The sequence below is a fragment of the Pradoshia sp. TA40_28 genome, from assembly GCF_059694525.1.
Window position 1 is genome coordinate 1 of record NZ_JCATZO010000007.1, and the last position, 13,445, is coordinate 13,445.

Annotated in this window: 11 protein-coding genes; all 11 read right to left on the reverse strand. The window is 38.1% G+C overall.

The annotated features are described in order from the left end of the window. Window positions 1-150: 150 nt before the first annotated feature. Complete coding sequence (locus tag AC58NB_RS10610) at window positions 151-3,909, reverse strand: PDDEXK-like endonuclease domain-containing protein (protein ID WP_497426806.1); 3,759 nt, start codon at window positions 3,907-3,909, stop codon at window positions 151-153. A 198-nt stretch (window positions 3,910-4,107) separates the two neighbouring features. Next, window positions 4,108-4,464 carry a stage V sporulation protein AE gene (gene spoVAE, locus AC58NB_RS10615; protein WP_491076560.1) on the reverse strand — a complete coding sequence of 119 codons (357 nt, stop codon included), beginning with the start codon at window positions 4,462-4,464 and terminating at the stop codon, window positions 4,108-4,110. A 22-nt stretch (window positions 4,465-4,486) separates the two neighbouring features. Next, window positions 4,487-5,503, reverse strand: a complete 1,017-nt coding sequence (spoVAD, locus tag AC58NB_RS10620; RefSeq protein ID WP_497426807.1) for a stage V sporulation protein AD — start codon at window positions 5,501-5,503, stop codon at window positions 4,487-4,489. Window position 5,504: 1 nt separating this feature from the next. After that, window positions 5,505-5,984 carry a stage V sporulation protein AC gene (spoVAC, locus tag AC58NB_RS10625; protein ID WP_497426808.1) on the reverse strand — a complete coding sequence of 160 codons (480 nt, stop codon included), beginning with the start codon at window positions 5,982-5,984 and terminating at the stop codon, window positions 5,505-5,507. Window positions 5,985-5,996: 12 nt separating this feature from the next. After that, window positions 5,997-6,467: a sporulation protein gene (locus AC58NB_RS10630; protein WP_497426809.1), complete on the reverse strand. Its 471-nt coding sequence runs from the start codon at window positions 6,465-6,467 to the stop codon at window positions 5,997-5,999. Between the two features lie 368 nt (window positions 6,468-6,835). After that, window positions 6,836-7,387 carry a hypothetical protein gene (locus AC58NB_RS10635; RefSeq protein ID WP_497426810.1) on the reverse strand — a complete coding sequence of 184 codons (552 nt, stop codon included), beginning with the start codon at window positions 7,385-7,387 and terminating at the stop codon, window positions 6,836-6,838. Window positions 7,388-7,583: 196 nt separating this feature from the next. Further along, window positions 7,584-8,483 carry a nickel transporter permease gene (gene nikC / locus AC58NB_RS10640; protein ID WP_497426811.1) on the reverse strand — a complete coding sequence of 300 codons (900 nt, stop codon included), beginning with the start codon at window positions 8,481-8,483 and terminating at the stop codon, window positions 7,584-7,586. Between the two features lie 18 nt (window positions 8,484-8,501). Beyond that, the gene (locus AC58NB_RS10645; RefSeq protein WP_497426812.1) at window positions 8,502-9,509 is read right to left on the reverse strand and encodes an ABC transporter permease; all 1,008 of its coding nucleotides are present in this window, start codon (window positions 9,507-9,509) and stop codon (window positions 8,502-8,504) included. A gap of 75 nt (window positions 9,510-9,584) precedes the next feature. Next, window positions 9,585-11,183: an ABC transporter substrate-binding protein gene (locus AC58NB_RS10650; protein WP_497426813.1), complete on the reverse strand. Its 1,599-nt coding sequence runs from the start codon at window positions 11,181-11,183 to the stop codon at window positions 9,585-9,587. A gap of 13 nt (window positions 11,184-11,196) precedes the next feature. Further along, window positions 11,197-12,192 carry an ABC transporter ATP-binding protein gene (locus AC58NB_RS10655; RefSeq protein WP_497426814.1) on the reverse strand — a complete coding sequence of 332 codons (996 nt, stop codon included), beginning with the start codon at window positions 12,190-12,192 and terminating at the stop codon, window positions 11,197-11,199. After that, complete coding sequence (locus AC58NB_RS10660) at window positions 12,170-13,141, reverse strand: ABC transporter ATP-binding protein (protein WP_497427041.1); 972 nt, start codon at window positions 13,139-13,141, stop codon at window positions 12,170-12,172. The genes AC58NB_RS10655 and AC58NB_RS10660 overlap by 23 nt, the downstream gene beginning before the upstream one ends. Between the last annotated feature and the right edge of the window lie 304 nt (window positions 13,142-13,445).

Consider the following 13,445-nt stretch of genomic DNA (forward strand, 5'->3'; position numbering starts at 1 on the left):
CTTTCACCCACACTTGACCCGCCCTTACCCCGGTATAGCTCGGGCATAGCCGGTCCATAGGTACTCCATAGCCACTTCATTGGCCTTTCTCCACACACTTAAATCGCCCTTACCCGGGTATAGCTCGGGTAAGGGCGATCGATAGGTGCTTCATAGGCTGATTTTTTTCTTTACTTCTTCACTTCTTACTAATTCCTTGACCTTTTGATCAATTCTTTCGATTTCTTTACTAGGTGTTTTCCACCAGTTTCTGCTCCAGATTCTCTCAATCGTCCAGCCTCGGCTTTCGAGGAATCGCTGACGATAGATATCTCGTTCTTTTGCATTGGCAGAACTATGGTACATGGCCCCATCGCATTCTATTCCCAATATATATTTTGAAGAATCATTTGGATGAACGATGGCCATATCGATTCTGTATCCGGACATCCCTACTTGTGTAGCTACTTCATAACCCAAATTTCTCAGCTGTTTATAAACTTGTTCTTCAAAAGGCGAGTCAAAATGAAGGCCTAGTTCTTGTACATGCGTGTTGACATTTTCATTGATTTCCTGGACAACCGAATCAATTTCAACCTTATGATTCTTGGAAACTGCCCTTACATATTTTAAATAGGATTTAAGAAGCTTCGGTCCAATTTGTGCTGTGTTCGCAACATTCAATTCTTCTGGTTCGATGCTTGATACTACGATAATACGTTCTTTCGCTCTTGATACGGCAACATTTAATCTATTTTCTCCGCCGTATTGGTTTAACATACCGAAGCGGTTATAAACCTTCCCTTCTTCGTTTTTAGCATAGCCAACAGAGAAAATAATGATATCTCTTTCATCCCCTTGAACATTTTCAATATTTTTAACAAATACTCGTTCGTCCAATTCTTTTGCCATCGCTTGATTATATGCAACATTAAATTCTTGATCTTCTGCTGCTGATCTTTCGATGATATCCAGTATTTTGGTTTGTTGTTTTGCGTTAAATGTAATAATACCGACTGTTTTTCCTGGTTGATTGATCAATGTGTCTTTTAAAATTTTATATACCTCGATTGCTTCTACTTCGTTGGATTGATTAATCCATCTTCCATTTACTTTCTTCCATTGGATAGCTGGAGGATCTTTCAACGGCTCAACATTAGGAGCAATTTGAACGTGTCCATTATAAAAAGCGTGGTTTGAAAAGTTAATTAGTTCCTCATATTTGGAACGATAATGCCACTGAAGAATTTTCTCCGGAAATCTTCTTTTCGCCAAATTTAACAAACTTTGCGATTCATCAATTTCATACTCTTCTTCATCATCTTCATTAACAATAGAAGACTGGAACATATTAAAAGGTGGCAATTGCTTTTCGTCTCCTGCAACAATTAATTGTTTTCCTCTAAATACAGCAGGCAGACCGCTTTCTACCGTACATTGAGAAGCTTCATCGAAAATAACTAAATCAAATAATTGATCATCTAATGGGAAAATAGAAGACACTATTTCAGGTGAGGCCAGCCAAACTGGCATTAATTTCACCAGCCCTTTACCGGAAAATTCATTGACCAATTTGCGCAGTGGCCAAATCATTCTCTTTTTTCCTACCTGATGTTTTAGATTCCTTAATTCTTTCGGGAAAACTTTCTGTAGCTCATCGACAGATTTGGTTAATTGATGAATTAGATATTGATTGGCAGCCACTCTTTTTTGCTCAATCAATTGGCCAAATCGCTCCCTGATCCTTGAATATTCACTTGTTGATATCTTTTTAACCTCAGGATATTTGCTTTCCGTTTCATCAATCCAATGAATATAGGTCGAGTTTATAAATAAAGAAACCCAGTATTCCGATAGAGCTTGATCTGAGACGGTACCTTTCTTTATAAGTTCTTGAACAATTTCTTTCGTTAGCTCAGAACAATCTTCCCAATAAGAATCCATTTGTTGGATATCCTCAAAATCCTGGTGAACATATTCTAGTATTTTATCTAATTCTTGTAACGGAATATCACCTTCCGCAATTCTATTTTGATAACGTTCAATCACTTTATCATCGAAATATCTTTTTAATCGGTCGATTTCCTCGGACATCTTCTTTGTTTCATTCCCTAATTGATTCATGATCATAAGGGCTTGCTTAATCTTCACCCATTCCGAGGAGTTTGTTCCTTTAAACTTTTCACCTTCTAATAGCTCCTCGAGAATTGATTTACCGGAGAAGGATGTCCACCACCAAATCCTCAAGCTTTGCATCGTTTTTTTGCTATTATCCTCTAAGTCCGGATATATCTTTGCTAACTTGTCTTCCATCAGCCATGTGTAGGCAGGAGTGATTTTTTTATAATCCAATGAATTTAAATAATCGGAAGCGTTCTTCGCCTTTTCTATTAAATCATTAAGCAAATCTACCAATTCCAGCTTATCTTTGATCGTAAATCGTGCAAATGATTTACGTTCTTTCAGTTCGTATTGCTCACCGCCAAAACGTTCATACCATTCGGCATAGCTGTATATTTTTTCACTTATATCAACTAAGTCATCTTTGTTCAATTGACTTAATACTGGTTTTAAATTCAACATTTTAGTCATATCGTCTAATGGAGCTGCTTTTCCATAAAGATCATATAAACGGTATCCATAGTCCTGATACTCATATAGCCCCTTGGCAATCTGATTTAAAAGTTTTTCATGCTCCATTAAACTTTTAGAAGCAGATTCCAACTCAGATTTCGATCGCTCAAACATGACTCTATTATTCTCAAGAACAGCATTTATTTTGCTATATAGTGGCTTGCGATCCACCTTTTCATCATGAACTAAAGCTATATGGTTTGTTAACTTTAAGCTATCCAAGCGTTGATAGACTACATCAAGAGCAGCTCTTTTCTGACAAACTACCAATACTTTCTTTCCCTGACTCAGTGCATCAGTAATTAAATTTACAATTACCTGTGATTTTCCTGTTCCTGGAGGACCATGGACAACAAGTCCTCTCTTGTATCTTGCTTCTTTTAAAATTTCCTCTTGTGACCCATCTGTAACAAGTAGATTCAGGATATCCGGTTCTTCAGCAGGAGGAGTATTTCCATTGTTTTCATCAATCTCAACATCTCCAAATTCCAACTCTTGTGGATCAATCAATTCACTTACAAGTGAGGATAATGCTGCTTCTTTTGTTAGGTCTACCATTGCATCATAGTCTTTGACAATTGACGAACCACCCTGTGGAAAGTTCCCGATAATCGCATGTTCCAATAAAGTGATACCAGTTGTTTCAGGAATATCTTCCTGCTTATACTCTTTTAATTTTGCCAGTCCATCATTCGTAAATGATAGATTTAATTCATATTTTTCAAAGAAAGCACTCCATTGTTCTTTATCATATGACTTAGCAATTTCTGCAGCTTCTTCAAAGAAATCTTCAGTAAAGTCTACTTTGTTTAATTTCTTAAAAGCTAGGAATAAGGTCCGATTAATCTGCGGACCTCCTTCCTCTACTCGGATTATCCATTTATTCGTATTTAACCTGCTATTTTCTAAACGGATGGGATATAAGAATAAAGGGGCTTGAAAAAATGTACCATCCGCGAGGGTACCTGATATAAAAGGGAAACCTAAATAAAAATCGTGGACACCAGTTTCTTCTTCAATGGCTTTTATATTCCGTAATAGATCCGTCAATTTTTTTGACATCACCATAGAATCTTCATTTCTTTTTGTTGCTTTAAGTAAGATAATTTCATCTTTATATTGTTTTACAATCTTTTTTACTATAGATTCACTAATATTTTTATTATCAGTAGATAACTTATCTAATTCAGTCAAATCAAAACTCCACTTATTGTATATCTTTAATAATCTAATGGAGCGATTACGACGACTAATATTATTTAATTTATCTCTCATATGAATTAGTTTATCTTTCACCGTTTAACCTTCTTTCCAGAGAAAATCAGCATCATAATAAGGAACCATATATGCTCCCATAAAAAGTAATTTATACAATATCTTTTATAATATCTCTTATTTCATTCTTAAATTCAATGGAATGTAGTGCTAAAAGAATAATAAAAAAATACAAAAAAATCCCCACCATCCATCCTTATGCTTAGTGGGGATTTTTCATTAACCTTTTGGTTTAAAAATCAAGGCTGCGATAAATCCAAAGACGATCGCTGCCGTTATGCCTGATGAAGTAATTTTAAACATTCCGGTTAGCACGCCAATAACGCCATGCTTATCTGCCTCCTCTAAAGCACCGTTTACAAGCGAATTTCCAAAGCTTACAATCGGAATAGAAGCCCCAGCACCTGCAAAATCCAATAACGGCTCATACCACCCGATACCACCCAATATAGCTCCAATGACAACAAATGTCGAAAGGGTATGGGCAGGCGTTAATTTCGCTACATCAAATAGAAGCTGTCCAATCACACAAATAATGCCTCCTACAACAAAGGCCCAAAAAAACATTGCCAGCATATATGCTCCTCACTTTCAAGCGCTATAGTCTTTCAATTGCAACCGCATGTGCTATACAAGGAATGGATTCCCCTTGCTGGAAGGTCAGGGGAGATAGAAGAGCTCCCGTTGCTGCCATTAAAATTCGTTTATATCTGCCATTACGCATTTCATTCAGTAAATGGCCGTATAAAACTGACGCTGAGCAACCTGCTCCACTTCCTCCTGATTGTACGGGCTGATCTTCTTTATAAATCATTAATCCGCAATCCCTAAATTTATCTTTATCAAGCTTTATACCCTTCTGTTCTAATAAATCTAGTGCAGTTTCCTGGCCTATTTTCCCTAGATCTCCCGTCACGACTAAATCATAATGATCATCAGGAAGATTTAGATCCCTAAAATGATGATAAATTGTATCAGCTGCAGCAGGGGCCATCGCGCCTCCCATATTAAACGGATCCTTTAATCCCATATCAACAACCTTGCCTATGGTTGCACTCGTAACCACCAGTTTACTTTCAGGAGATCTATCGTTTTTCTCAATTAAGGCAACACCTGCCCCCGTAACAGTCCATTGAGCAGTTGGTGGTTTTTGACCCCCATATTCTGTCGGATACCTAAATTGCTTTTCTGTAGCGGCATTGTGACTAGAAGCACCAGCCAATACTTTATTGGCACCACCGTAATTAACAATAAAGGATGCAAGCGCCAAGCCTTCAGTGGTTGTTGAGCATGCACCGAATAAACCCAAGTATGGAATTCCCAATGTTCGGGCTGCAAAGCTGGTGGGTGTGATTTGGTTGATTAGGTCACCAGCAAAGAAATACTGGATATCAAGTGTTTTCAGGTTCTTTTTTTCCAAAGCTGTTTGAGCGGCTTCTTCTAGTAATACACGACTTGCTTTCTCATATGAATCTTCATTGAGCCAAAGGTTATCATGAATGATATCAAAATCATCTGCTAAATTGCCGTTGCCTTCAAATGGTCCAACAGCCACGCCTGTGGAGGAAATGACCGGTTGATTTTCTAATATCCAAGTTTGTTTACCAGTTAGCATATTAACCTCCTATAACCATTAGATAGATTTGCTTTATTAATGCAACGACAAATGCTGAAAAAACACCATATAGGATTACAGTTCCAGCCAATTTAAATAGATTTCCTCCTACCCCAAGCACAAATCCTTCTGTTCTATGCTCAATTGCTGCTGAAATGACTGAATTACCAAATCCCGTAACCGGAACAGCACTTCCCGCTCCAGCAAATTGACCAATCCGATCGTAAACCCCAAAGCCTGTTAATAACATCGATAAAAATATCATCGTTGCCACAGTGGGGTTACTAGCTGTTTGTTCAGTAAAGTTAAAATAAAATATATACATATACGTAATAGCTTGTCCTAGAAGACAAAATAGCCCGCCTACAAAAAATGCCTTAATACAATTCTTTACAACAGGGCGTTTTGCTTCATATTTTTGTTCAAGCTTTTTATATTTTTGTTGTTCAGGGGTTAGTTTTTTATTCTTTTTATTTGCCATATGTACACCTGCCTATGCCATATCCTTTTGTAGTTTCATTATTTTATCAAACCATTTTCCAGCTTTTTTCTTGGGGTATCCTTTGTCCTTCACGTTCACGATTAACTCGACTGTTTCAAGAAATATTTTCATATCACTTGATACAGTGAAATTAAAGGATTTAAAGTTTTTCTTTAATTCCTTATCCAACTTACTTTCAATACTTTTCATGCGAAAACGCTGCATATGCTTAACCTTGTACGCCACCAAAATATCTTTATCCTTTTGGACAACAGCCACATCATAAATTTCTTTATGGGAAGCTACTTTCTTTTTTATTTCTTCTAATGGTGCCTTTGAATGATCACCAAGGTAGACCGGGTCTTGGTCCACAGACTGAATAAGCGACATTCTGGCTTCCTTACTGCTTGAATCACCGGAACACCCACTTACCATTGTGAAAAACATTGCTATGGCTAAAAATGAAGCAATCCTCTTATGCATAGCATTTTTCACCCCCTCACTTCATATTGAAATCATTTTCCTGTATTGTTTGTAAAAAGCTGCTTTTTATCCACTTATTTTAGGGAAACTCACTTGAATATGTTAGAAATATCCAAATAAAAAAAAGCCCGCTGACTAAACAGCAGGGTTACGGTTGTAAACGGCTTCTCTTTTTATTTTTCGTACATCCACAATTTTTTTTCTTTTGCTTTGATAGTGTTTTCTTGATTTCGGTTGCTGTTTGTTTTTGTATTTTCATAAAAAGGTCCTCCTTCCCTGATTAGGACTCATATAGTATAAGTATGTAGAAAGGGAAGGTTTGTCTAATACAAATAACCAGAAAATATGAAAACTAATTTGCTTGGTTATTAAAATCGAACGATCTTTATATCTTTTATTTGCCGCAATGTGTATTTGATCCATTTCTTCCCGAATGCAACTTTAATATAGACATATTCTCCTTTAACTTTTTCAACGGTCCCCCTCAATCTCTTTCCATCTTCGATTATAAAATCACACACAGGGCTCGGCATGAGCGTCGGCATTTTTTCCAAATAAGCCACCAACTCATCCTTTGACATTTCTTCAATACGTTTCCGCTTCATCTTTCCATTCGTATCAAGGGCTTCCGAAAAATTAGATTCCTGTTCTTTTGGCGGTTCTATCGCATGCTTTTTTTCAGTACCAAAGCTTAATAGAGGCGGTTGCTGTAACGGTATTTCCTCCTTATCATGGCCTTCATGTGAATTTTCTCTATTTTCCGTATGATATTCCTTTAGCTGATTCACTTCCTTTGTTCCAACGTTTGTAAAAAAATCGTCAATTTCTACTATTTCTTCTTCACTTAATCGTATCATGAGTTGTTCCTTGTCAAGCCAGGCATTTGCCGGCAATGGACCCTTGATTTCATTATGGCTCATCCTTTAACCCTCCTATGCCTGCAGTCTATTTAGTATGTATATGTGCATTAGCTTGAGGATATTTCAAATATACATAATGGGTTTACTCCTTGAATGGATCGTTCAATCGAGGTGGTTTTCCATACATACACACAAAAAAACTCCCAATTGCCGTCCTACCGAACAATTGGGAGTTTTACTGTTCTTTATTTACAACCTAACGCTGTTTCATTTTAGGATCCAGAGCATCTCTCAACCCATCACCTAATAAATTAAATCCAAGCACAGTTAACATGATCGCTAAACCTGGAAAGAAAAGTGTACCCGGAGCCTGAACTAAAAACCCTTTCGAATCCGCCAACATTTTCCCCCACTCAGGTGTTGGTGCTTGGGCTCCCAATCCGAGAAACCCAAGCGCTGCTGCTTCAATAATTGCTGTTGCAATGGCCAAAGTAGCTTGAACAATGATTGGTGTCATGCTGTTCGGTAAGATGTGACGAAAGATAATTCTTGAATCCTTCATACCTATTGCGTTTGCTGCCATCACATATTCTTCTTGTTTCACACTCAGTACTCTTGATCTTATGAGACGCCCAAAATTCGGTATGTTTATAATTGCAATGGCAATCAGGGCATTTTGCAGAGACGGCCCTAAAATAGAAATAATCGCAATGGCTAATAAGATACTTGGAAAGGCAAGAAGGATATCAAAAAAACGTGAAATAATCGTATCAATCCATCCACCATAATATCCGGCAACAAGTCCCAGCAACGAACCAACAATGACAGAACCCAATACTGAGAAGAAACCAACCGATAAGGATATCCGTGCCCCATATAATATACGTGAAAGGATATCTCTCCCAAAGTCATCTGTTCCAAACCAATGCTCGGCAGATGGCGGTTTTAAACGGTCGGCTAAATTAACCTCCTTAAATCCATAAGGAGCAATAATCGGAGCTAATAAGGCCAATAAAATAAAGAATAGAACAATTCCCAGGCCTACCATTGCCAAACGGTTACGCTTAAAGGCAGCCCATGCTTCTCCCCATGGAGAAATCACTTTTTCTTCTATTACCAATGGTGTTTCATCTGTATTTCGTACCAATTCCCCCAATGCCTTACACCACCCTTCCTATTTGGAGTATTTAATTCGTGGATCGACCAATGCATAAAGGAGGTCGACAACTAAATTAATAAAAACAAATGCGGCAGCAATCAGTAAAATACCGGACTGAATCACCGGATAATCCCGATAGCCTATCGCTTCATATAAATATCTGCCTATACCTGGCCAAGCAAAAATGGTTTCGGTCAGAATGGCTCCTCCAAGAAGTAAACCAGTTTGCAGCCCTATGACAGTTAAAACCGGAATAAATGCATTTTTTAAGGAGTGCTTGTACACCACCCAAAACATACTGACACCCTTAGCACGAGCTGTACGTATAAAATCTGATTGCATAACTTCCAGCATAGTTGATCTTGTCATTCTTGCAATAATAGCCATTGGAATAGTTGCTAACGCGATACTCGGCATAATCAAATGCTTGATAGTGACAATAAATTGGTCAAAATCTCCTTGCAGCAACGTATCCACCAAATATAGATTAGTGATCGCATTGATTGGATCTCTGATATCTTCACGTCCAGTAGTCGGTAACCAGCCCAGCTGCAATGAAAATGCCCACTGCTCCATTAACCCAAGCCAAAAAATGGGCATGGATACCCCTATTAAAGCTAAGATCATCGCTAAATAATCAAACCAAGAATTTGAAAACCACGCACTGATGATGCCCGCATTTACACCGATGACGATGGCAATGATCATCGCTACAAACGTTAACTCAAGAGTAGCAGCAATATACGGCCAAATCTCATTAGTAATCTCAGCATTTGTTCTAATAGAAGTACCTAAATCACCAGTAAACAAATTCTTAATATAATCTATGTATTGAACATACCAGGCTTTATCCAATCCAAGCTCCTGAGTTAATACGGCAATGGACTCCTTTGTTGCCCTTTGTCCTAATATAACCTGTGCCGGATCTCCAGGAATGGCTCTGACGATGGCAAATACAATCAACGTCATTCCAAACAGAACCGGTATAACAGACAGAATCCTTTTCATTGTATAAGAAAACATCTGTATGCACCCCCATAATAAACAGGCGCCCTTATATGAATCATCCATGTAAAGGCGCCCTTACTTAACGCAGTTTTACTTAAATTCTACATTTTTTAAAATATCGGATCCCGTAGGATGCGGTACAAGTCCTGTTAAATCAGCTGATGCTGCCAATAAAGGTGTTGAGTGCACTAATGGAATCCATGGCGCATCTTCATGAATAATTTCCTGAGCTTGTTTATAAAGCTCATTCCGTTTATCCTGATCAACGATTGTCTGCGCTTCAATTAAAATGTCATGGAGCTTATCATTCGCATAATAGGAATAGTTATTGGAACCAATTGAGTCTTTATCAAGCAATGTATAGATAAAGTTATCAGGGTCTCCATTATCACCTGTCCAGCCAAGCATATAGGCCGGGAATTCACCAGCTGTTGCTTTCTCAAGGTATGTGGCCCATTCTACCGTCTGAATTTCTGCTTTAACTCCTATTTTCGCGAAATTTGCCTGGATTGCTTCTGCAATTTTCTTACCCTCTGGTATATATGGACGCGGAACTGGCATAGCCCAAAGATCCATTGTAAATCCATCTGGATAACCAGCTTCTTTTAATAATTCTTTTGCTTTATCTAAATCAAATTCATAATCCTGAATTTCATCATTATAGCCTTCAACAGAATCCGGCAGAGGATTTTTTGCTGGTTCTGCCATTCCTAAATAGAAAGCGTCAATGATAGCTTGCTTATCAACGGCATGGCTTAAAGCTTGGCGCACCTTTGGATTATCAAAAGGTTTCTTCGTAACATTAAAGCCCAAATATCCTATATTCATGGAAGGCCGTTCAATTGCCTGAATAGCTGAATTCCCTTTAATGGTTTCAAGATCTGATGGATTAACACCATCCATTAAATCAATTTCACCGCTTGTTAATGCATTCAATCGAGCGGAGTTATCAGGAATTGTACGGAAAATAATTGTCTTTAATTTTGGCTCACCATCTACATAATAGTCTTCATTCTTTTCAATCACGATTTTGTCATTTGCTTTTTCTTTAAATTTATAAGGACCAGTACCAACCGGGTTTTCCCGGAATTTATCGCCATCTTTTTCAACTGCAGTAGGGCTGGCAATTCCAAAACAGCTCATTGCGATGTTTTTAAGGAAAGTCGCCTGAGGACGCTTCAATGTAAATTGAACAGTTGTTTCATCAACCGCTTTTACTTCCTTAATGACATGCCCTTCATCCTTTTTATAGCCGCCAAACATGCTGTAATAAGGGAATTGATCAGCATCTCCATTCATCCATCTATTAAAGTTGAATACAACTGCTTCTGCATTAAAATCAGTACCATCATGAAACTTAACGCCTTTTTTCAATGTAAACGTATATGAAAGACCATCATCAGAAGCCTCCCATTTTTCAGCTAATCCAGGCTGCAGCGTGGTATCCTGTTTACCGTAAGTTAGCAGTGTATCAAAAATGTTAATTGTGACTTTAAATGACTCTCCTTCGGTTGTTGTGATTGGATCTAACGAAGTGGAATCACCGCCACGTCCAAAAACAAGTGTATCCTTTGTATTTCCTTTCTCTTCACTGCCACCACCCTCAGTTTCCTTGTCGCCAGAACTACATGCTGCCAGTACAACGCTTAGCATTAGAACACTGACCATAGCCAATAAAAGCTTTTTCATATGAAACCCCCTCTTATATTTGTTTATTATCATTGCTGCCATGTTCACCATGGAGATGACATGCAGCATAATGACCGGCTTTTATTTCTTGGTATACTGGATTAATGGTCTTACAAACTTCCATTGCATGCTGACATCTTGTATGGAAAGCACAACCACTCGGTGGATTGGATGCACTTGGTATATCTCCAGTTAGGATGATAGATTCACGCTTAATATCCGGATCTGGTATTGGTACTGAAGATAATAGAGCTTGTGTGTATGGATGGAGAGGTTGTTCGTATAACTCTTCGCTGCCCGATAATTCTACCATTCTACCCAAATACATAACTCCCACGCGATCACTGATATGCCTGACAACTCCCAGATCGTGGGCTATAAAAATATAAGTTAGGCCAAATTCTTTTTGGACGTCTTTTAAAAGGTTTAATACTTGTGCCTGTATGGATACATCAAGTGCAGAAACAGGCTCATCTGCAATAATTAATTTAGGTTTGGTCATTAGGGCTCGGGCAATACCAATCCGCTGACGCTGACCACCACTGAATTGATGGGGATAGCGTTTTAAATGATAGGAACTGAGTCCCACAACATCTATCATTTCTGCTACCCTATTAGCCCGCTCCTTCTTATTGCCAATCCCATGAACAATTAAAGGTTCCTCTAATATTTGCTGGATGGAGTGCCTCGGATTTAATGACGCATAAGGGTCTTGAAAAACCATTTGGATATCACGTCTCACTTGTCTAAGCTGCTTTTTTGACATGGACATGATTTCCTTATCCTCGAAGACTATACTTCCTTCTGTCGGATCAATTAACCTCATTAATAATCTGCCGGTCGTTGACTTTCCACAGCCACTCTCTCCAACAATCCCAAGGGTTTCTCCTTTTTTCACATAGAATGAAATGTCATTTACAGCTTTTACTTCACCAATTTTCTTGCTCAAAACTCCACCATTAATCGGGAAAAACTTCTTCAAGCCTTCAACTTTTAATAGCTCCGTCATGAATGATGCCTCCTTCCTGCCCCTGATATAATAGGCACCTTACCCATTGATATTCAGGAGATACCTTTTGTAATTCTGGGTTCACCGTGGCACAGGCGGGCATGGCATATTCGCAACGCGGAGCAAAAACACAACCATTTTGAATCATCCCTGGTTTTGGCACATTACCTGGAATAGAATATAATTTGCTGTCTTTCTGCCTGATATCAGGTACAGATTTCAACAATCCTTTTGTATATGGATGTTTTGGGTTTTTAAAGATGTCCCTGACCGTCCCTTTCTCCACAATTTTTCCTGCATACATGACCAAAACCCGATCGCATATTTCAGCCACCACTCCAAGATCATGAGTAATGAGGATGATTGACGTTTCCGTTTGACTATTTAAATCTTTCATCAACTTAAGGATTTGGGCCTGAATAGTAACATCTAGAGCCGTAGTTGGTTCATCCGCAATTAAGATATTTGGTTTACAAACCATGGCCATCGCAATCATAACCCTCTGTCTCATACCGCCAGATAATTCATGAGGATAATTTTTCATTAAATCAGCAGCCCGGGGTAACCCTACCTGCTTTAACATTTCCAAGCATTCCATACGCGCCTGAACTTTATTGCCGTTTCTGTGTAGCCTGTATGCTTCGATCATTTGTTGACCGATTGTAAACAAGGGATTAAGAGAAGTCATCGGTTCCTGAAAGATCATAGATATCTGGTTACCGCGAATTTTTCGCATTTGTGATTCAGTTTTTTTTAATAAATCGTCCCCTTCAAAATTAATGACTGATTGGGGATCAACAATAGCCGGTGGTTGGGGAAGCAATCCCATAATCGATAAAGAGGTCAAACTCTTTCCACTACCGGATTCACCAACAATTCCAAGAATTTCTCCCTTATGAAGCTGGAAATCGATATTCTCTACTGCAGGAACTAGTTTTCCGTCATCCATAAAAGAAACAGTTAAATGGTTTACATCTAAAACCACAGAGTCCTCCAAGCCTTTCCCTCCTGCATACAATAATTATGTAATTTATTAAAATATTTAAAATATTATGATTTATTATGTCATAGCTTTTCGTAATTGACTATCATTTTATTAGAATTTATTAACATTTTTTATTATATTTGAGAATAAATAAGGGGATTCACCTGTTCATAGGCGTGGATGATCTGACCATTTTTAATGCTATTCCATCATTTTTTTAGATAGAATAAAAAAACTCTTCAACGCAAAACGGTTATCAAAAACCGCT